A 20,210-nucleotide genomic window follows, 5' to 3' on the forward strand; every position below is an offset into this window, starting at 1 on the left:
ATCCTCATGCTGAAACGGTGTCGGGCGCCCTATCCGGGCGCCCGGTTAAGTCAGGGGCTCGGCGCGGCTTAGAAGACCGCCTTGACGCTGGCCTCGAGGATATCCAGGGCCTCGAGCAGGTCTTCATCGCCGATGGTCAGCGGGCACAGGCACTTCACCGCCTGGCCGTCGTGGCCGCTGGTCTCGATCACCAGGCCGCGCTGGAAGGCCTCGGCGGTGATCTTGTCGGCACGCTCGCCGCTGCCCACGTCCAGGGCACGCATCAGGCCGCGACCACGCTCGGAGGCGGTGATGCCCTTCTCTCCAAGATAGTCGGCCAGCTGCTGGAAGCGCTCGGCGACGATGCGTCCCTTGCGCTGGACGTCGCGCTCGAGCTTGTCGTCGCTCCAGTAGGTACGCAGCGCGGCGGCGGCGGTCACCATGGCCAGGGAGAAGCCCCGGAAGGTGCCGTTGTACTGGCCCGGCTTCCACTTGTCGAGCTCGGGGCGCATCAGCACATGGGCGAACGGCAGGCCATAGCCGGACAGCGACTTGGAGTTGGTCACGATGTCCGGGGTGATGCCGGCATGTTCGAAGCTGAAGAACTTACCGGTGCGGCCGCAGCCGGCCTGGATATCGTCGACGATCAGCAGGATCTGGTGCTCGCGACAGATTTTCTCCAGGCGCTTGAGCCAGTCGAGGCCAGCGGGGTTGATACCGCCCTCCCCCTGCACCGTCTCGACGATCACCGCGGCGGGCAGGTCCAGGCCGCTGGAGTTGTCGCCGAGCAGTTTCTCGAAGTAGTCGAGGGTATCCACCGCCTCGCCCATGTAGCCGTCGAAGGGCAGGAAGGCGGCGCCCTGGGTGGGGATCCCGCCGGTGGCCTCGCGGAACTTGCGGTTGCCGGTGGTGGCCAGGGCGCCCATGGTCACGCCATGGAAGCCGTTGGTGAAGGAGATGATGTTATGGCGACCGGTGGCCACTCGGGCCAGGCGAATGGCGGCTTCCACCGCGTTGGTCCCGGTCGGCCCCGGCAGATGCACCTTGTAGTCCAGGCCACGCGGCTTGAGGATCACCTCCTCGAGGGCCTCCAGGTAGTCGCGCTTGGCCTCGGTCCACATGTCCAGGCCATGGACGATACCGTCGGAGGCCAGGTAGTCGAGCAGCGCCTGCTTGATCTTGGGGTTGTTGTGGCCGTAGTTGAGGGTGCCGGCACCGGCGAGGAAGTCGATGTACTGCTTGCCGTCTTCCGCGGTCAGGCGCGCGCCCTGGGCCTTAGTGAAGACCACCGGGAAGGAGCGGGAATAGGTACGAACTTCGGATTCCATGCGTTCGAGAATCTGGGTCTGCATAGGATCTCCTAGCGAATCGGGAATCAATAGGGTGAGTGGCGCCGGCCGCAGGGCCGTCGCCAGCGAATTGGGGTGGAGCCTAGATATGCGCCGGCTGGAAGGGGCCGATACGCACCAGGTTTTCCGGATCATGCTCGCCGCCGAGCTGATCGGTGGAGAAATACTCGCGGCTGTTCAGGGGCGCCTGCCAGCGATCGGCCAGGCGAGTAAAGAGCCCCCAGGACGCCTCGTTGTCCGGCGTGATAGTGGTTTCCAGGTGGCGCACCTCGGCCTGCTCCTCGCGGCGCATCACCGCTTCGACCAGGCGACGGGCCAGGCCGGTGCCGCGGGCCTTCTCGCCCACCGCCACCTGCCACAGGAAATAGGTGTCGGGCGCATTGCTCTTCACGTAGCCGGAGACGAAGCCGACGATCTCGCCCTCCTCGTTGGTGGCTACCGCGCAGGTATCGCGGAACTGGGTTGCCAGCAGCAGGTAGGCGTAGGCGGAGTTGACGTCCAGCGGCGGACACGCCTTGACCAGTTCATAGATGCCCCAGCCGTCGTCCGGATTGGGCTTGCGGATAAACAACGGTGACTGGGGATTTCCCACCACGGCATCGGCCACGCTGGGGCGGGCCAGATCGGAGGAGGGAGTGAAGGGATGCGTCGATACGTTCATGGTTATAGTTCGCTGTTGGCGAATTCGCCCACTACGATAACAAGGATTTATGCATAAATCAAAAGGCGCCTTATCATCGTTGGGCGTATCCATAATCCCTGGTTATGTTTGCTGAGTGAGGCCACTCATCACCCTGAGTTTAGTCACGGATGCCGCGACCGTTGGTCTTTTGCGCCTGCCGATAACGACGAAGGCCATCCCGCGAGGGATGGCCTTCAGGGTGCCGGCGGCGAATGACGCCGGCATGACGGTGCGGTGACTTACTGCGGGTAGCGGCGGCTGATGCTGCGCAGGGTCACGAACTCCTCGGCGCCGGTGGGGTGAATGCCCACGGTGGCATCGAAATCGGCCTTGGTCAGGCCGGCCCGAACGGCGATGGCGATCCCCTGGATCACCTCGCCGGCCTCTTCGCCCACCATATGAGCCCCCACCACCACGTCGCTCTGATCTTCGACGATCAGCTTCATCAGGCAGCGCTCCTCGCTGCCGGAGAGGGTGTGCTTCATGGGCCGGAAGTCGGTGCGGTAGACGCGGATGGCGCCACACCGTTCCCGAGCCGCTTCCTCGGAGAGGCCCACGGTGCCGATATTGGGATGACAGAAGACCGCGGTGGCGATCTTGTCGTAGTCGAGCGGCTTGGGGCTGCCCTCGCCGAAATGCGCCTGCACCATCTGCATCGCCTCGGCCAGGGCCACGGGGGTCAGCTCGGGGCCACCGATGATATCGCCCAGAGCCAGCACGGAGGGCACCGAGGTCTCGAAACGCTCGTTGACCCTGAGGGTACCGTCCTCGTTGAGCTCGACGCCCAGGGCGTCGAGCCCCAGGCCGGCCAGATTGGGCTTGCGCCCGGTGGCCGCCAGCACCGCATCCACTTCCAGCACCTCGCCGTTGGTGAGCATCACCTTGAGGACCTCGCCCTCCTTGTCGATGCGCTCGATATTGGTCTCGAAGTGGAGATTGACGCCCTTCTTGGCCATCTCATCCCGGGTGAACTCACGGACCTCGTTGTCGAAGCCACGCAGGAACAGTTCACCGCGGTAGACCAGGTGGGTATCGCTGCCCAGGCCATTGAAGATACTGGCGAACTCCACGGCGATATAGCCGCCGCCGAGGACCAGGAAACGCTGGGGAAAGCGCTCCAGGTCGAAGACCCGGTTGGAGTCCAGGACGTGCTCCTTGCCGGGAAAGTCCGGCACCCAGGGCCAGCCGCCGGTGGCCACCAGGATCTTCTCGGTGCTCAGGACCTCGCCGGCCACCTCGACGCGATGGGCATCCAGTACCTTGGCCCGGCCATTGATCAGGCGCACGCCGGCGCCCTCCAGCAGGCGGCCATAGATGCCGTTGAGACGCTTGATCTCGGTGATCTTGTTATCGCGCAGGGTCGCCCAGTCGAAGCGCGGCGCCTCGGCCAGGCTCCAGCCGAAGCCGGCGCTCTCCTCGAAGGCATCATGATAATGGGCCGCGTAGGAGTAGAGCTTCTTGGGGACGCAGCCGACGTTGACGCAGGTGCCCCCCAGGTAGCGATCCTCGGCGACGGCGACGCGGGCACCGGTGGCCGCCGCGGTGCGGGCGGCACGCACGCCGCCGGAACCGGCGCCGATGACGAAGAGGTCATAATCGAACTGGGACACGAAGTTCTCCTGAAACCTTGGTCGAAAGGGATGGCGCGATGATACCACCGGCACACTGGCTTGACAGGCTCTTGACCAGATAGGCGATAACTATCAATACCATAGATCGCCACCGATGGACGGCCCACTTTTCCCCGCGCCGCGTTAGACTAGAGGCTTCCGATGGCGCCTCCCCCTGGCGCACCACTCGCCCAGCCAAAGAGCGGATGCATGAAAAAAGAGATCAAACGCCTCGTCGAGCGCAATCGCCAATGGGCCGACGGGGTCCGCCAGCAGGATCCCGGCTTCTTCGATCGCCTGGCGCAACAGCAGAATCCCGATTACCTGTGGATCGGTTGCTCCGATAGCCGGGTCCCGGCCAACCAGATCATCGACCTGCCCCCCGGCGAGGTCTTCGTGCATCGCAACGTGGCCAACCTCCTCCACCACAACGACCTCAATGCCCTCTCGGTCCTGCAATACGCCGTCGAAGTGCTTCGGGTGCGCCATATCATGGTGGTGGGCCACTACGGCTGCGGCGGGGTGCGTGCCGCCGTGGAGGGCGGCGACAACGGCATGGTGGATATCTGGCTGCATTCGGTGCGCGAGCTCTATGCCCGGCACCGCAACGAACTGAGCCACCTCAGCCTGGAGGCGCAGGTGGACCGCATGTGCGAGCTCAATGCCCAGGCCCAGGTCAATAACCTGTGCCGCACCAAGATCGTCCAGCATGCCTGGCAGCGGGGCCAGCCGCTGGCGGTACACGGCTGGGTCTATGGCCTCAAGGATGGCCATGTCACCGACCTGGGCTGCACGGTGGAGCGTCTCGATCAGGTGGAGTCCCTCTACCGTATCGAAGGCCTGAACCCGGTAGGCTGAGGGCCTGGAGTGGCCCATCCCCCGCCCCCAGGGGAGCCGGGCCACCGCTTCTCCGGGCCATGATGCGGATGGCGCATAGGGCCAGTCGGTATTTCGATTGTGCTGATTCCGCGGGGCTCTCTATGGTTAGTGTCGTCACAACACATAACAACCCGTTAGGGATACGACGACATGACTTTCAAGAAGACCCTGCTGGCGTCCGTGATCGGCGCCGCCCTGGCCGCCACCGCCCTCCCCGCTAGCGTCTCCGCCGAGACCCTGCGCATCGGCTATGCCGCCGACCCGGAGACCCTGGATATCCACGAGCAGCTCTCCGGCGGCATGCTGCGGCTCTCGCATCTGGCCTTCGACCCCCTGGTGCGCTGGACCCAGGACTTCCAGTTCGAGCCGCGCCTGGCCACCGCCTGGGAACAGGTCGACGACACCACCGTGCGCCTGAGCCTGCGCGATGACGTGACTTTCCACTCCGGCAACCCCTTCACCGCGGCCGATGTGGTCTGGACACTCGAACGACTCAAGGAGAGCCCCGATTACCGGGCCATCTTCGAGCCCATCGCCGGGGCCGAAGCGGTCGACGAGCATACCGTGGAGATCACCACCGACGGTCCCTACCCGCTGCTGCTCAACCTGGCCACCTACATCTTCCCGATGGACAGCCAGTTCTACAGCGGCACCACCGAGGATGGCCGCGATCGCGGCGAGATCGTCAAGGCCGGCAACTCCTTCGCCTCGCGCAATATCTCCGGCACCGGCCCCTTTATCGTCACCGAGCGTCGCCAGGGCGTCCGGGTGGAGATGGAGCGTTTCGACGACTATTGGGACGAGGACAGCGAGGGCAACGTCTCGCATATCGTGTTGACCCCCATCGCCGAGAACGCCGCCCGGGTCTCGGCCCTGCTCTCCGGCGGCGTCGACTTTATCGATGCGGTCCCCCCCAACGACCTGGAGCGGGTCCGCGAGGCCCAGGGCGTCGACCTGGTGGAGGTACCCGGCACGCGGATCATCGGCCTGCAGCTCAATCAGGCGCGGGTCGAGGCCTTCGCCGATCCCCGGGTGCGTCAGGCGGTGGCCTACGCCATCAACCAGGAGGGCATCGCCGACCGCCTGATGCGTGGCTTCGCCACCCCGGCGGCGCAGTTCTCGCCCCCCGGCTACTCCGGCCACAATCCCGAGCTGACCCCGCGCTACGACCTGGAGCGGGCCCAAGCGCTGATGGCCGAGGCCGGTTTCGCCGACGGCTTCAGCATCGACATGATCGCCCCCAATAACCGCTACGTGAACGACGCCCAGATCGCCCAGGCGGTGGCCAATATGCTGGCGCGCATCAATATCGACGTGAACCTGCGCACCATGCCGCTGGCCCAGTACTGGCCCGAGTACGACGAGCGCACCTCCGATATGGCGATGATCGGCTGGCACGCCGACACCGAGGACAGCGCCAACTTCTTCCAGTACCTCTCCGCCTGCATCGACACCGAGACCGGCGCCGGCCAGTACAACTACGGCAGCTACTGCAACGAGGAGATCGATGCCCTGGTGGCCCGGGCCGACCGCGAGACCGATACCCAGGCACGCAACGCCATGCTCCAGGAGGCCGAAGCCATGCTCCACGAAGACGCCGGCTATATCATGCTGCACTGGCAGAACCTGGCCTATGGCGCCCGCGATGGCGTGGACATTGCCCCGGTGGTCAATGCCCTCGACTTCCCCTACCTGGGCGACCTGGAGATCCAGGGCGAGTGATCCCCCCGGCCACCTCCCGATGGCCGGCCCCTCGCCCGTGTGGCGAGGGGTTCCTTTAGCAACACCCCAGACAGGCTACCCCCATGATCGCCTTTCTTACCAAGCGGCTGATGCACGCCCTGCTGGTGATGTTCATCATCAGCGTCATCGCCTTCGCCATCCAGGACAACCTGGGCGATCCCATCCAGCAGATGGTCGGCCAGTCGGTCCCCGAGAGTGAGCGCGAGGCGCTGCGCGAGCAGTTCGGCCTCAACGACCCCTTCCATGTGCAGTACCTGCGCTTCGCCGGCAATGCCCTGAGCGGTGACTTCGGCACCTCCTACTTCTACCGGGAACCGGCCCTGGAGGTGATCGCCCGTCACTTGCCGGCGACCCTCGAACTGGTCTTCGGTGCCACCCTGCTGATCGTGCTGCTGTCGGTGCCCATCGGCGTCTACAGCGCCATCAAGCCCCGCGCCTGGATCTCGCGTTTCTTTATGGGCGCCTCGATCATCGGCATCTCGATTCCGGTCTTCCTCACCGCCATCCTGCTGATCCAGGTCTTCTCCATCGGCATCACCGTGAGCCTCTTCCCCGAGTCCACCGCCTGGGGCGCCTGGCTCAACGGCCTGCTCTCCACCGACGGCGGCATGCCCTCCTTCGGTCGCGGCCAGGATCTGGTGCCGGTGATCGGCCACTGGGAGACCAACCTGGCCAGCCTCGGCGGCCTGACGCACCTGGTGCTGCCCTCGGTGGCGCTGGCCTCGATCATGCTGCCGCTGTTTATCCGCCTGATTCGCGCCGAGATGATGGAGGTGCTGCAGTCAGAGTACGTCAAGTTCGCCCGGGCCAAGGGCATCGGCGTGCGGCGCATCTATTTCGTGCATGCCCTGAAGAACACCATGCTGCCGGTGATCACCGTCGGTGGGGTGCAGATCGGCACCATGGTGGCCTACACCATCCTCACCGAGACGGTCTTCCAGTGGCCCGGCATGGGCCTGATGTTCCTGGACGCCATCAACCGCGCCGATATCCCGCTGATCGTCGCCTACCTGATGATCGTCGGCGTCATCTTCGTGGTCACCAACACCCTGGTGGACCTGATCTATGGCCTGGTGAATCCCACCGTCAAACTGACAGGCAAGCCCGCATGAGTACCCCCTCCTCCTCCCCGGCGGCGACCCCGGCCGGGGGCCGCTGGCAGCGGCTGCGCGACTCCTATCTGTGGTACAGCTTCAAGCGTGACCGCGGCGCCCAACTGTGCCTGGCGACCCTGCTCGCCCTGGTCGGCATGGCGCTGCTGGCCCCCTGGCTGGCCCCCACCGACCCCTACGACCTGGCGCAGATCGATATCCTCGCCTCGGAGCTGCCGCCCTTCTGGATCGACGGCAGTGACCCCGCCTACACCCTGGGCACCGACGCCCAGGGGCGCGATCTCTGGTCGATCATCCTCTACGGCACCCGGGTATCACTGCTGATCGGCTTCGGCGCGGTGCTGCTCCAGGCCCTGCTGGGGGTGGTCTTCGGCCTGCTGGCCGGCTATCTGGGCGGCCGCGTGGATGCCCTGCTGATGCGCCTGGCGGATATCCAGCTCTCCTTCTCCACCCTGATGGTGGCCATCGTGGTGGGGGCCGTGGTCAAGGCCACCCTGGGTGGCGGCTTCTACAGCGACTACGCCATCCTGATGCTGATCCTGATCATCGGCCTGGCCGAGTGGCCCCAGTACGCGCGTACGGTGCGCGCCTCGGTGCTGGCCGAGAAGCGCAAGGAGTATGTGGACGCCGCCAAGGTGATGGGCCTGAAATCGCGGCGCATCATGTTCCGCCATGTGCTGCCCAACACCCTGTCGCCGATCTTCGTCATCTCCACGGTGCAGATCGCCAACGCCATCATCTCCGAGGCGGCGCTATCCTTTCTGGGACTGGGCATGCCAGAGACCCACCCGTCGCTGGGCTCGCTGATCAAGGCCGGCTTCGACTACCTGCAATCCGGAGCCTGGTGGATCACCCTGATTCCCGGCGCCTTCCTGGTGGTGCTGGTGCTGTCGATCAACCTGCTCGGCGACTGGCTGCGCGATGTCATGAACCCGCGCCTCTACAAGGGCTAAGGAGCACCTCTTATGGCACTTCTCGAAGTTCGCGACCTGGATGTGCGCTTCGCCCTGCGCCAGGGCGAGGTGCGCGCCCTGCGCAATATCAATTTCACCCTCGACCGGGGCGAGCGCCTCGGCCTGGTAGGCGAATCCGGCGCCGGCAAGTCGGTGGCCGCCTTCAGCCTGCTCAACCTGATCGCCAAGCCCGGCTACATCGCCGGCGGCAGCATCCGTTTCGACGGCCAGGAGCTGATCGGCCTCGGCGAGCGACGGCTGCGGCGCATCCGCGGTAACCGCGTGTCGATGATCTTCCAGGACCCGATGATGACCCTCAATCCGGTGCTGACCATCGGCGAGCAGATGGTCGAGTGCCTCAAGGCGCATCGCCGCATCGCCTCCCGGGAGGCCCGGGCCATCGCCCTGCACAAGCTCCAGCAGGTGCAGATCCCCTCCCCGGAGACACGCCTCGATCAGTACCCCCACGAGCTCTCCGGGGGCATGCGCCAACGGGTGATCATCGCCATCGCCCTGCTGCTGGATCCGGACATCATCATCGCCGACGAACCCACCACGGCGCTGGACGTAACCATCCAGGCGGAGATCATGACCCTGCTGCTGGAGCTGTGCGAGAAGCACAACGTCGGCCTGATCCTGATCACTCACGACCTGGGGGTGGTCAGCCAGGTGACCCAGCGCATGCTGGTGATGTACGCGGGACGGGTGATCGAGGCCGGGCCGACTCGGGAGATCATCAACGATCCCCAGCACCCCTATACCCAGGGGTTGATGAACGCCCTGCCGCAGATGGCCACCCCGGGCAGCCACCTCAATCAGATCCGCGGCAGCATGCCGCCGCTGAGCCAGTTGCCCTCGGGGTGCGCCTTCCATCCCCGCTGTGACTTCGTGACCCGCGCCGATGGCAGCGAACGCCCCGCCTGCTCCCGCCAGGTACCCGACTTCGTGGCCTCCGGCAACTGCCGGGTGGCCTGCCATATGGTGGCGGAGATGCTGGCCCAGGAAGCCGCCACCGAGGAGGATCGCCCATGACCGCCCAGGCCCTGTCCCATACCGAGACGCCTACCGAGCCCCGACGCCAGGCGGCACGTCCGTCGGACCAGGAGAATGCCCCGCTGCTGGAGATCCGCGGCCTGCGCAAGCGCTTCGATCTCTCCGGCGACTTCCTCGAGCAGCTGCGCTTCAAGGGCGGTCGCCTGGTGCGTCATCAGGAGTTCGTGCATGCCATCAACGGCGTGGACCTGAGCATCCGGCGCGGCGAGGCGCTCTGCGTGGTCGGCGAATCCGGCTGCGGCAAGTCCACGGTGGCGCGCACCGTGATGGGGCTGCTCTCGCCCAGCGCCGGGGAGATCCACTACGACGGGACGCGTATCGATGATCTCTCGCCCAAGGCGCTGCTGCCCTATCGCAAGCGCATGCAGATGATCTTCCAGAACCCCTACGCCTCGCTGAATCCGCGCATGACGATACAGCAGACCCTGGAGGAGCCGATCCGCCTGCACCATCCCGACTGGGATCGGGAACGGGTGACCGCCAAGGTACGCGAGGTGATGGCCTCGGTGGGTATCGATCCGGAATGGGGCGCGCGCTTCGGCCACGAGTTCTCCGGCGGTCAGCGCCAACGCATCGCCATCGCCCGGGCCCTGGCGGTCGACCCGGAATTTATCGTCGCCGACGAGCCGATCTCGGCGCTGGACGTGTCCATCCAGGCCCAGGTACTCAACCTCCTGATGGATGCCCAGCAGGAGCGCCACCTCACCTATCTGTTCATCACCCATGACCTGGCGGTGGTCGAGCACTTCGGCACCCGCGTCGCGGTGATGTACCTGGGCACCGTCTGCGAGGTGGCGCCGACCCGGACCCTGTTCGCCACGCCCCGCCACCCCTATACCCAGGCGCTGCTCTCGGCGATCCCACGCCTCGAGGACGACCGCCCCCAGCCGATTCGCCTGACCGGCGAGGTCCCCACCCCGGTGAACTTGCCCTCCGGCTGCGTCTTCCATGGGCGCTGCCCCCATGCCGAGGCGCGCTGTCGCCGGGAGGTGCCGAGGCTGGTGGCCCAGGCCGATGGCAGCCAGGTGGCCTGTCATGGCGTCGAGGAGGGACGCCTGTAGGACGGCCGTAGAGACACGACCGTTGAAATGGCAGAATCCACTGTCAAATGGAATAAATCCAATAATAGTTTCGGTGAATCTTATAAATCATGGAAATTCGCTGGCTGGAAGACTTTATCGCCCTGGCCCGTACCCGGCACTTCTCCCGGGCGGCGGAGGCGCGCAATGTGACCCAGCCCACCTTTTCGCGACGTATCAAGCTGCTGGAGGAGGAGATGGGCACCACCCTGGTCAACCGCCAGACCCTGCCCCTCTCCCTGACCCCGGCCGGCGAGGAGTTCCTGAGCCTCTGCGACGAGGTCACGCAACGGGTACAGGGCACCCGGGAACGGTTGTCGCGGCTCGCCGAGGCCCAGGCCAACCGCCTGCGCCTGGCGGCGCCCCAGAGCCTGCTCTCCCACTTCCTGCCGGAATGGCTGGCGGCCCACCATGAGGAGCCGCCCCTGGAGCCCTACCTGAGGGCCACCGGCTGGCTGATCGATGACTACTTTCAGGCCCTCGACCGCGGCGAGTGCGACCTGGTGCTCTGCTACTGGCCCCGGGAGGCGCTGCCGCCGGGGCTCCCCGAGGTCGAGGGCGACTATCGACGGGTCGGCGAGGAGCGTCTGCTTCCCCTCTCGGTGCCGGATGCCCGGGGGCGCCCGCGCTTCTCCCTGGGCAGCGGCCCCCGGGAGAGCCTACCCTTGATCGGCTTTCACCCCCGGGGGTTGATGCATGGCGCCATCCAGGCACACCTCTCGCGCCTCGGCGAGGCCCCGGCCTTCCGGGTCCTCAACGAGAGCATCCAGAGTCATAATGTCCGCGAGCTGATCGGCCTCGGCTATGGCCTGGGGTGGCTGCCGGCGCGGCTGGCCGCCCCGGCCCTGGCCCGGGGTGAGCTGGTCGCCGCCGGCGACGCCCGCTGGCAGGTCCCCCTGGAGATTCGCCTCTATCGCCATCCCGGCGTCGCCTCCGCCGCCCTGGAGCATTTCTGGGCCGACCTGCCCGAGCCACTGGCCGCCCCTGCCGCCCCCATTATGGAGACCCGATGATGCCGCCCCTCGCCGACGCCCAGCGTCGCCACCTGGCCCAACTGGCCCGAGCCTACGAGACCCAGCTGGCGCGCCACGGCTACGATGGCGTGCTGCTCTACAGCGGGTGTGCCCACCGGCACTTCGCCGATGATCAGCACGCCAGCTTCGCCACCTATGGTCATTTCCTGCACTGGGTGCCCCTGGCCGGCCTGGAGCATAGCTGGCTGCTGATACGCCCGGGGCACAAGCCGTGCCTCTATTTTCATGCCCCTCGGGACTTCTGGCATCAGCCTCCCCGCCTGCCCGAGGAGCCCTGGGTGGACGCCTTCGAGGTGGTGCCCCGGGAGGCGAGTGAGGCGCCGCGCCTGCCCGCGGGCCGCTTCGCGGTGCTGGGCGAGGTAAGCGCGGCCCAGCGCCTGGGGGCCGAGGCCAACCCCGAGGCCCTCACCCGGGCCCTGGACGAGCTACGGGTGCGCAAGAGCGACTACGAGGTGGCCTGCCTGCGGGAGGCCAACCGCCGGGCCCTGGCCGGTCACGCCGCGGCCCGGGACGCCTTCCTGGCCGGCGGCGCCGAGCTCGACTGCCAACTGGCCTACCTGAAGGCGGCGCGGATCCGCGAGAGCGAGCTGCCCTACCAGAGCATCGTCGGCATCAATGCCCACGGCGGCGTGCTGCACTACCAGCACTACGACCTCGAGGCCCCGGCACGGGCGCATAGCCTGCTGGTGGACGGCGGGCACCGCTTCCGCGGCTACTGCGCCGATATCACCCGTAGTTGGGCGGGGCCGGCGGCCAGCGACGATTACCGGGCCCTGCTCGTCGGCATGGATCATTTGCAGCGGCAATTGGTGGAGGCGCTGGCCCCGGGCGTCTGCTATGTGACGATGCAGGAAAAGATGCACCAGGGCCTGGCCGAGCTGCTGGTGGCGCACGGCCTGGTCAAGGCCAGCGCCGAGGCGGCTTTCGAAACCGGCATCACCCGCGCCTTCTGCCCCCATGGCCTGGGCCATCTGCTGGGGCTACAGGTCCACGACCTGGGCGGGCGCCAGGACAGGCAAGGTCACCCCCTGCCTCCCCCCCCGACACATCCGGCGCTACGACTGACCCGGGAACTGGAGGCAGGCATGGCGATCACCGTCGAGCCGGGGCTCTATGTGATTCCGATGCTGCTGGATCCGCTGCGCCAGGGTGCCGCCGCCGACCTGCTCGACTGGGCCCGGGTCGAGGCCCTGGGCGCGCATGGCGGGATTCGTATCGAAGACAATGTGGTGATTACCGCGACCGGGCGCGACAACCTGACCCGCGACCTCGAGTTCATCCCTTGACCGAGGACAAGGCCATCGACGGCGGCCCTTGCCTCTGACCGGCACCACGATAAGCTAGGAGAGGTAGGGGCCGCGCCAGGCCCCGGCACGCTCCATGAGGCCGGCATGACCCACGCGATTGTTCCCGCCGATTTTCATCCCCCCCGGGGGCTCGGCAACCGTCACCTGCAGACCCTTCTGCCCCGGCTGTTGCCGCGCCGTCCCCTGGCGCGGGACACCGAGATCGTCAACCTGCCGGATGGTGACTTCGTCGAGCTGGCCTGGGTACGGCCGGCACCGTCGACGCCTCAGGCGCCGCTGTTCGTGCTCTTCCATGGCCTCGAGGGCTCCTTCGACTCTCCCTATGCCCGGGAGCTGCTCGGGGCGGCGGCGGACCTCGGCTGGCGGGCGGTGCTGATGCATTTTCGCGGCTGTGGTCAGGCCCCCAACCGCCTGCCGCGGGCCTACCACAGCGGCGACACCGCCGACGCCTACTGGGTACTGGGCCAACTGGCCCAGCGCTATCCCCAGGCCCTCAAGGTCGCCGCCGGCGTCTCCCTGGGCGCCAATATGCTGCTCAAGCTGGTGGCGGAACAGGGCGGCGACGGCCTCGACTTGGCCGGCGCCATCGCCATCAACGCGCCCCTGGATCTCGCCGCCAGCGCCGATGTCCTCAACCGCGGCGCGGCACGGGTCTATCAGCGCCACCTGCTGGCCTCGCTGAAACGCAAGGTGGCGATAAAGATGGCCCAGGGGCCCCTGCCCATCGGCGTCTCGCCCCATCAGCTCAAGGAGCTGAATACCTTCTGGGCCTACGACAACGAGGTCACCGCTCCCCTGCACGGCTTCGCCTCGGCCAGCGACTACTATCGCCGCGCCTCGGCGGGGCCCCAGCTCGGCGAGATCGAACTGCCCACCCTGCTGCTGCACGCCGCCGACGACCCCTTTATGCCCGGCGACCTCTTCGAGCACCTGCCGACGCCCTCGGCGGCGGTGCGGGTCGAGATCAGCCGTCAGGGCGGCCACGTGGGCTATATCGAGCGGCGCGGCGCGCGCCTCACTTCCTGGCTGGCCCGCCGGGTCGCCCGCCAGCTCGACGACTGGGCCCGGGTGCCGACGGGCTCAGGGGCCTCGCCTATCGCCACCAGTAGTTCCTGATCAGCCGGGGCAGCCGATGCCGGTGCCCTTGAGGCCACAATACCCGCCGGGATTCTTGGCCAGGTACTGCTGGTGATACTCCTCGGCATAGTAGAAGGCCGCCAGCGGCGCGATCTCGGTGGTGATGGTGCCACGCCCGCCCCGGCTCAGGGCCTGCTGATAGCGCTCGCGACTGGCCTCGACGACCTCCCGCTGGGTGGCGTCGGTGGTGTAGATCGCCGAGCGGTACTGGGTGCCGATATCATTGCCCTGGCGCATGCCCTGGGTAGGATCATGGGCCTCCCAGAACACCGCCAGCAACCGCTCCAGGGGCAGCTCGGCAGGATCAAAGACGACCCGCACCACCTCGGTGTGGCCGGTCAGGCCGGTGCAGGTCTCCTCATAGGTGGGGTTGGGAGTGACGCCCCCCGCGTAGCCCACCGCGGTGACATGAACGCCGGGCAGTTGCCAGAAGAGCCGCTCGGCGCCCCAGAAACAGCCCAGGCCCAGCACGATCTCGGCCTGCCCCGCCGGCCAGGGGGGGAAGAGGCTGCGCCCGTTGACATGATGGATGCCGCCGAGGCTCAGCGGCGTGTCTCGCCCCGGCAGGGCCTGCTCGGGGGAGATCGGGGTCTGCTTGTCGAACATCTCACTCTCCACTGTCGCGCAGGCGCGGATTGCCGCGCCTGCTGAAGGTATAGACCAGATCCACCGCCTGGGCGGCCCCCGAGACCGCCTGCACATAGAGGTTGCGCCACAGGGTATAGCGCAGGGTCAGCTCGGCGATGGGCGAGAAGATCCCCACCCCATAGCTGACGCGCAGGTCCTCGGTGAGCTGGCCGGCCACCACCACCTGGCTCTCCTCCCCGGCACCGGCGGTCTCCAGGCGCAGGTCCTCGATGCCGAAGGCCTGCCCCACCTGGCCCACGGCGCCACCGGTGCGGGACAGGGTCAACCCCACCAGGGCGGAGGTCAGGGCCCCATCGGCATCGCTCTCGTCGGGGGCGCGACCGCGCAGCAGGTAGGAGAGCGCCCGGGCCTCGTCCATGGCCGGCTCGGAGAAGATGCGCAGTTCCGGCTCGTCGGCGAGCCCGGTGACGCGCAGGCCGGCGATCACCTCGTCCTGGGTGACGTCCGGATTACGAATCGCCTCCACTTCCAGCAGCGGCTGATCCGGCGGGCCGCTGAAGATCAGCTGGCCCTCGCGGATCAGCAGGTCCTGGCCATAAGCGCGGAAGCGTCCATCCACCAGATTGACGTCGCCGAACAGCTGGACCGGGCCATCGGCCTGGCGCACTTCCAGCTCGCCGGTGAGGCCGGCCTCGAGGCCGTAGGCCTCCAGCTGCATATCCGGGCCCAGGCTCAGGTCGATGCGTACCCGGGTAGTCATGCCGGCCTGGCGCAGGGCCGCGGCGGCGGACTCCTGAGCGGCCAGGTCATCCTCGGAGAAGGCCGCCAGGCGCAGCCGCTCGCGGACCTCTTCCTCGCTGACGATCACCTCGTCGGGACTCGGCGAGACCACGCCCGGCGGCAGCTGACCGATCTGCAGGCGCGCCCAGGGAATCTGTACCCGTCCCCCTACCTCGAGGCGTTGCGGGGTCACGGCGATGGTCAGCTGCGGGGCTAGGCGTAGGCGGCCGATCTCCGGCAGCACCGCCAGCAGGGGATCGTCGCGACCCTCGAGGCGGGCCTCGATGGCCCACTCCGTGAGGCTGGGCCAGGCCGCCTCACCGGCGAGGTCGAGACGCCCCTCCTCGCCCTGAATCATGCCCTCGAGGGTGCCGCGATCGCCGGCCAGCCTCAGGACCAGTCGGCCGTCGCGCACGTTGACCGGCAGGTCGGGGCCAGTGACCCTCAGCCCCTCCAGGGCCAGGTCCCCGCGCAGGTCCGGCGCCTCCAGGCTACCGGCGATGGCGACCCGACCGTCGAGGCGTCCCTCGAGAGTCTCCATGCCCGCCACCAGGCGACGGTAGTCGGCCAGGTCGATGGCCTCGACGCTCAGTTCGCCGCTCAGTGCCTGGCTGCCCAGGGGATCCTCGACGATGGTGCGCAGCGCCACCTCGCCGGCCCCGCTCAGGGAGAGGGCGAGATCGGCCTCGGCACGGGCCTCGCTGGCCTCGAGCCCCAGGCGCAGTCGTGAGTCGGGAAGCTCCCAGGGCTGGCCATAGGCGTCTTCGCCGCTCAGGGCGAAGCGGCTGCCCAGCTCCCCCGACAGCCGCCAGCGGGCGCCGCCCTCGGACCAGCCCAGGATCACCTCGCCATCGCTCTCCCCATTCAGGCTCCAGCCCGGTGGCAGGGCGGGATCGATGAGATCCATGGGCAGCGCCTCCAAGCGTAGCCTCGCCTCGCCGGAGGCCGCCGAGGCGACGAGGGGCGCGACGCTGCACAGGCGTCCGCCCTCGGCACGCACCAGGCAGAAGGGCTCGGCGGTAAGCCGCCCTGCCGGCAGCACCACCGAGAAGCGCAGCCCCTCCGCCAGGGCCAGGGTGCCCTGAGGCAGGCTCGCCTCCAGGGGCAGGAGGGTGCCGCGATAGTCCTGGCGATTCTCGCTCAGCGCACCGTCGAGGCCCAGCACCAGGCGTTCCAGCGGCCCCGATTCCTCGCCCAGCACCTCGAGGTCGAGACGGTGTTCACCCAGGCGTCCCGCCAGGGTCAGGGTCAGGTTCTCGAAGCGTTGTCCCGCGGCGCTCAGCGAATCGGCCTCGAGCTCGGCGGCCAGGCGAGGGTCCTCGAGGCCTTCCACCCGCGCCGTCAGCCCCAGCCTCGCCAGGCGCGTGTCCTGGAAGGCCAGTTGCTGGCCGTCCAGGGTAAGCTCGGCGCGGGGACTCTCCAGGCTGCCGGCCACCGAGAAGTCGCCACTCAAACGCCCCTGGAGCCCCTCCATCAGGCTTTCCAGGGCGGGCGCCTCCAGGCGGCCGGTGAGTGCCAGGGTCTCGGCGATACGCCCGTCGATGGCGAGACGGTTGTCGCCCTGGCGGGCCTCCAGGCGTTCGATATCCCAGCGCATCTCGCTGGTGCCGCTCAGGCTGGCTTGCAACGACAGGGGCTGTTCCTGCAGCTCCCCGTCGATGGCCAGCTCCGGCACTGCCAGTTGCCAGGAGTCGTCGAGCAGTCGGAAATTCACCGCCGCCGTGCCGGAGAGTTGGCCGGCCACCGCCGGTGTGAACAGCCCCGGGTCGAGCGATTCCATGACGAGGTCCGCGGCGAGGTCGATGCCTTCCTGCCAGGCGATGCGTCCGCGGCTGACCAGGCTCCCGCGCGGCAGGGTCAGTGACAGCGGCCGCCAGGTGAAGTGGCCGATATCGCCGCTGCCTAGCAGGGCGAGCTGGGTCATCGGCAGGTCGCCACCGCTGAGCCGGCCCCGCAGGCGGGCCTCATAGCCGAGCAGGTCCCCCTGGAGGTCCAGGGCCAGGTCCTCGACCAGGTAATCGGCGGAGCGGTCCGGCGTCAGGGGCCACTGCACCCGGTCACTGGCCAGGCGTAGATGGAATGGCAGCGTCGGATCCAGGGCGTCGATCTCCAGCCCCAGCCGTGCATCGATCGCCCCGTCACCTTGCAGCCCCGCTTCCAGGTCACCGAGGCCCCCGCTCAGGCGCAGGGTAAAGCGCTCGCCCTCGAGCTCGGGCAATGCCGGCAGCGTATCCACCCTCACCTCGAGGTTGGCCTCCAGGGGGTAGTCGTCGCGCAGGGTCACCTCCGCGGCCAGTCGCACACTGGCCTGAGGGTGGTCGAGCTCCAGGCGCTCCAGGACCAGGGTCTCGCCGCGAGCGCTGGCCTCCAGGTAGAGGCGTTCCAGGCGCTGCGACACGGCGCCGCCGAGCTCGACATCCTCCACCAGCAGCTCGCGCACCGTCAGGCCCAGCGGCAGGTGCACCTGAGGTAGCGAGAGCCGCTCGCGCTCGGCCAGGGGCGGGGCCGGCGGCGCGGGGGGCTCGCCCTCGGCGACGGCGATGGCGGCGTCGATCGCCTCGGCGCCCAGGCGCCCGGCCAGGCGCTGTCCGGGACTCGGCGGCAGGTAAAGGCGCAGCCCCGAGAGGCCGGTCGCCAGCAGGGTGGCGGCCTCTCCCTCCCCCACGGCGCCGCTGACGAATTCCCGCCAGCTTAGTCGGGTGCCATCGGCGAGACGAATCTCGGCATCGCTCACCGACAGCTCACGCAACTCGATGGGCAGCGGCAAAGCGATGGACTCCAGGGGCTCCCCCGGCGGGCTCTCCTCGGCCTCGGTCGCCGCCAGGCGCACGCGCAGACCATCCAGGCGCAAGTGATCGAGACACAGGCGCCCGTTCAACAGGCACTCCTCGGCCCAGGCCCACTCCAGCTGGCGAATCGCGATCTCGGCGGGGCCGGCATCGAGGCGCAGCCCGTCGATGCGCAGGTCGTCCAGGGGCGCCCCCGCGACACTCTGGTAGTCGATCAGGCCGCGTTCCCTGGCCTGATCTAGGACCAGGCCGGTCCCCCAGGGCGAGAGCAGCAGTCCCAGCAGGAAACAGACCAGGCCCAGCAACCACAGGGGCAGCCAGACCAGCAGACGCAGCAGGGCCCAGCTCAGAATTCCGGTCCGATGGCGAAGTGTAGGCGCCACGGGTCCTCCTCATCGTCGAAGGGGTGAGCGATATCCAGGCGGATGGGGCCCACCGGCGAGACCCAGCGAATGCCCAGGCCGGCCCCGGTATTGAGGGTCTCGGGCCACCAGTGATCGAAGGCATCGCCGGTATCGACGAAGGCCGCGCCCCACCAGTCGCCGGTGATGCGCCGCTGCACTTCGGCACTGGCGGTAAACAGCTGGCGCCCGCCGCGCAGCCGGCCCTCGTCGTTGCGCGGCGCCAGGCTCTCGTAGCCGTAGCCGCGCACGCTGCGGTCGCCGCCGGTAAAGAAGCGCAGCGAGGGAGGGATCTTGTCGAAGTCGTCGGTCTCGATCAGGCCCAGGCCGGTGCGACCGATCAGGCGGGTGTTCTCTCCCCACATGCGGATCCACTGGGAATCCAGGGTGGTACGGAAGAAGCGCGCGCTGGAGCCCCAGGCGGTATCGGAATACTCGAAGGCGATGCGCTGGCGATCTCCCCAGGTGGGAAAGCGCGGGTTCCGGGTGCGGGTGCGTGACCAACTGATGCCGGGATAGAGCAGCCAGACCCGTTCCGCCTCGCCCCCCTGGGTGAAGTCTTCGAAGCTGGAGCGCAGGTAGAGGCTCTGCACCCAGGCGTTGTCGAAACGCCACTGGCGGGCCAGCTCGACGCTGCTCTCCAGGCTGCGGGTATCGTCCTGGTCACGGTGGCGCAGGCCATACTGGAGGCGATAGCTGTCCCGCAGCGGGTCGGCCAGGGGCATCCGGTACTCCCCGGAGAAGCGTTGCTCCGGGGCGGAAAGGAAGAGGTCATGGTCGAGGCCATGGCCGCGACTATTGACCCACGGCTGCTTCCAGGCGAAGCGAGTTCGTGGCCCCACGTCGGTGGCATAGCCGAGGGAAACCTCGAACTGGTGGCGATCCGCGGGGGTCAGCTCGACACTGACCGGCACCTCGTCGGGGCCCTCCGGCGTCGCGCCACCCTCCTCTCCGGGGAGGCGTGGACGCACCGTGATCGACTCGAACCAGCCGCTCTGACTCAGGCGTTGGGTGTACTCGGAGAGATCGCCGGCCAGGTAGGGCTCGCCGGAGGCGAAGTTGAGCATGTTCTCGAGGCGGTCGAGGCGAATATGGCTACCGCGGAAGTCGATGGCGCCGAAGCGATAGCGTGGGCCGCTATCGAAGGTCAGGGTGATATGCGCGCTCTGCTCCCAGGGGCGCACCTCCAGGCGACGATCGCGGAAATAGGCCTCGAAGTAGCCCCGCTCCAGGGCCAGGCCCGCCAGGCGGTTACGCAGCCGATCATAGGGCGCATGGAAGAGCGGGTCGCCCTCGGCCAGGCCATGGGACGCCATCAGCTCGTCGAAGCGGGGATCATCGGCGGCCTCGCCGCGCACCCTGAGGGCCAGCCGGCCGATCCTCACCCGCGGCCCGGGGGTCACGGCCAGCTCGACCCGGCTGACCGGCTCCCCGACCAGGGTCAGCGCGAACTCGGGCTCGTAATAGCCGAAGGGGCGCAGCGCCTCGGCGGCTCGGCGGCGCACCTCCGCCTCCAGGCGAGCGGGACTGTATTGCTCGCCATCCAGCGGCGCCAGGTAGTTCTCGATATTGTCCGCCGCCTCGCCATCGATACCCTCGATACGGGCGGACAGCGCCCAGGCGGGCGCCGGCAGGCTCAGGGCCATGGCCAACAGGACCCGCCCCAGGCGACGCCCTCCTCGTCGTAAGTCTCGGATAACACGACCTCCCTGTTAGGCGTCTCGGCGCGCCGCGA

15 protein-coding genes are annotated in these 20,210 nt (G+C 68.0%); 9 read left to right on the forward strand and 6 right to left on the reverse strand.

The window, feature by feature from the left end:
• Positions 1-68: 68 nt before the first annotated feature.
• From ectB to gorA, 3 genes are all read right to left on the reverse strand, one after another.
• A complete protein-coding gene (gene ectB / locus HPA02_RS04540) occupies positions 69-1,331 on the reverse strand; it encodes a diaminobutyrate--2-oxoglutarate transaminase (RefSeq protein WP_146801893.1) in 1,263 nt (420 codons plus the stop codon).
• 79 nt (positions 1,332-1,410) lie between these two features.
• Positions 1,411-1,989, reverse strand: coding sequence for a diaminobutyrate acetyltransferase (gene ectA / locus HPA02_RS04545; RefSeq protein ID WP_146801894.1), 579 nt, complete (start codon positions 1,987-1,989; stop codon positions 1,411-1,413).
• Between the two features lie 260 nt (positions 1,990-2,249).
• Positions 2,250-3,620: a glutathione-disulfide reductase gene (gorA, locus tag HPA02_RS04550; RefSeq protein ID WP_146801895.1), complete on the reverse strand. Its 1,371-nt coding sequence runs from the start codon at positions 3,618-3,620 to the stop codon at positions 2,250-2,252.
• A 210-nt stretch (positions 3,621-3,830) separates the two neighbouring features.
• Between gorA and can the strand changes: the two genes are divergently transcribed.
• The 9 genes from can to HPA02_RS04595 all read left to right on the forward strand — a co-directional run bounded on the left by can (position 3,831) and on the right by HPA02_RS04595 (position 13,896).
• Positions 3,831-4,478, forward strand: coding sequence for a carbonate dehydratase (gene can, locus HPA02_RS04555; protein ID WP_146801896.1), 648 nt, complete (start codon positions 3,831-3,833; stop codon positions 4,476-4,478).
• Between the two features lie 171 nt (positions 4,479-4,649).
• Entirely contained in the window at positions 4,650-6,221 is a 1,572-nt protein-coding gene (locus tag HPA02_RS04560) for an ABC transporter substrate-binding protein (protein ID WP_146801897.1), read from the forward strand.
• Between the two features lie 83 nt (positions 6,222-6,304).
• Positions 6,305-7,354, forward strand: coding sequence for an ABC transporter permease (locus HPA02_RS04565; protein ID WP_146801898.1), 1,050 nt, complete (start codon positions 6,305-6,307; stop codon positions 7,352-7,354).
• Positions 7,351-8,307 carry an ABC transporter permease gene (locus HPA02_RS04570; protein WP_146801899.1) on the forward strand — a complete coding sequence of 319 codons (957 nt, stop codon included), beginning with the start codon at positions 7,351-7,353 and terminating at the stop codon, positions 8,305-8,307. The genes HPA02_RS04565 and HPA02_RS04570 overlap by 4 nt, the downstream gene beginning before the upstream one ends.
• Positions 8,308-8,319: 12 nt before the next feature.
• Entirely contained in the window at positions 8,320-9,339 is a 1,020-nt protein-coding gene (locus tag HPA02_RS04575; protein WP_146801900.1) for an ABC transporter ATP-binding protein, read from the forward strand.
• Positions 9,336-10,421, forward strand: coding sequence for an ABC transporter ATP-binding protein (locus HPA02_RS04580; RefSeq protein ID WP_146801901.1), 1,086 nt, complete (start codon positions 9,336-9,338; stop codon positions 10,419-10,421). The genes HPA02_RS04575 and HPA02_RS04580 overlap by 4 nt, the downstream gene beginning before the upstream one ends.
• 89 nt (positions 10,422-10,510) lie before the next feature.
• Positions 10,511-11,452 (forward strand): LysR family transcriptional regulator, encoded by a 942-nt coding sequence (locus HPA02_RS04585; RefSeq protein ID WP_146801902.1) that lies wholly within the window; start codon positions 10,511-10,513, stop codon positions 11,450-11,452.
• A complete protein-coding gene (pepQ, locus tag HPA02_RS04590) occupies positions 11,449-12,759 on the forward strand; it encodes a Xaa-Pro dipeptidase (protein WP_146801903.1) in 1,311 nt (436 codons plus the stop codon). Before HPA02_RS04585 ends, pepQ begins: the two co-directional genes overlap by 4 nt.
• Positions 12,760-12,864: 105 nt before the next feature.
• Positions 12,865-13,896: a hydrolase gene (locus tag HPA02_RS04595; protein ID WP_146801904.1), complete on the forward strand. Its 1,032-nt coding sequence runs from the start codon at positions 12,865-12,867 to the stop codon at positions 13,894-13,896.
• Here HPA02_RS04595 and msrA read toward each other — a convergent pair whose 3' ends face one another.
• The 3 genes from msrA to tamA are packed head-to-tail and all read right to left on the reverse strand — an operon-like array spanning position 13,897 to position 20,121.
• Positions 13,897-14,523 (reverse strand): peptide-methionine (S)-S-oxide reductase MsrA, encoded by a 627-nt coding sequence (msrA, locus tag HPA02_RS04600; protein ID WP_146801905.1) that lies wholly within the window; start codon positions 14,521-14,523, stop codon positions 13,897-13,899.
• A gap of 1 nt (position 14,524) precedes the next feature.
• Entirely contained in the window at positions 14,525-18,457 is a 3,933-nt protein-coding gene (gene tamB / locus HPA02_RS04605; RefSeq protein ID WP_244945859.1) for an autotransporter assembly complex protein TamB, read from the reverse strand.
• Complete coding sequence (tamA, locus tag HPA02_RS04610; RefSeq protein ID WP_146801906.1) at positions 18,421-20,121, reverse strand: autotransporter assembly complex protein TamA; 1,701 nt, start codon at positions 20,119-20,121, stop codon at positions 18,421-18,423. Before tamA ends, tamB begins: the two co-directional genes overlap by 37 nt.
• Positions 20,122-20,210: the final 89 nt, after the last annotated feature.

The organism is Bisbaumannia pacifica (assembly GCF_007989625.1).
In the GTDB taxonomy this organism is placed as follows: Bacteria; Pseudomonadota; Gammaproteobacteria; order Pseudomonadales; family Halomonadaceae; genus Bisbaumannia; species Bisbaumannia pacifica.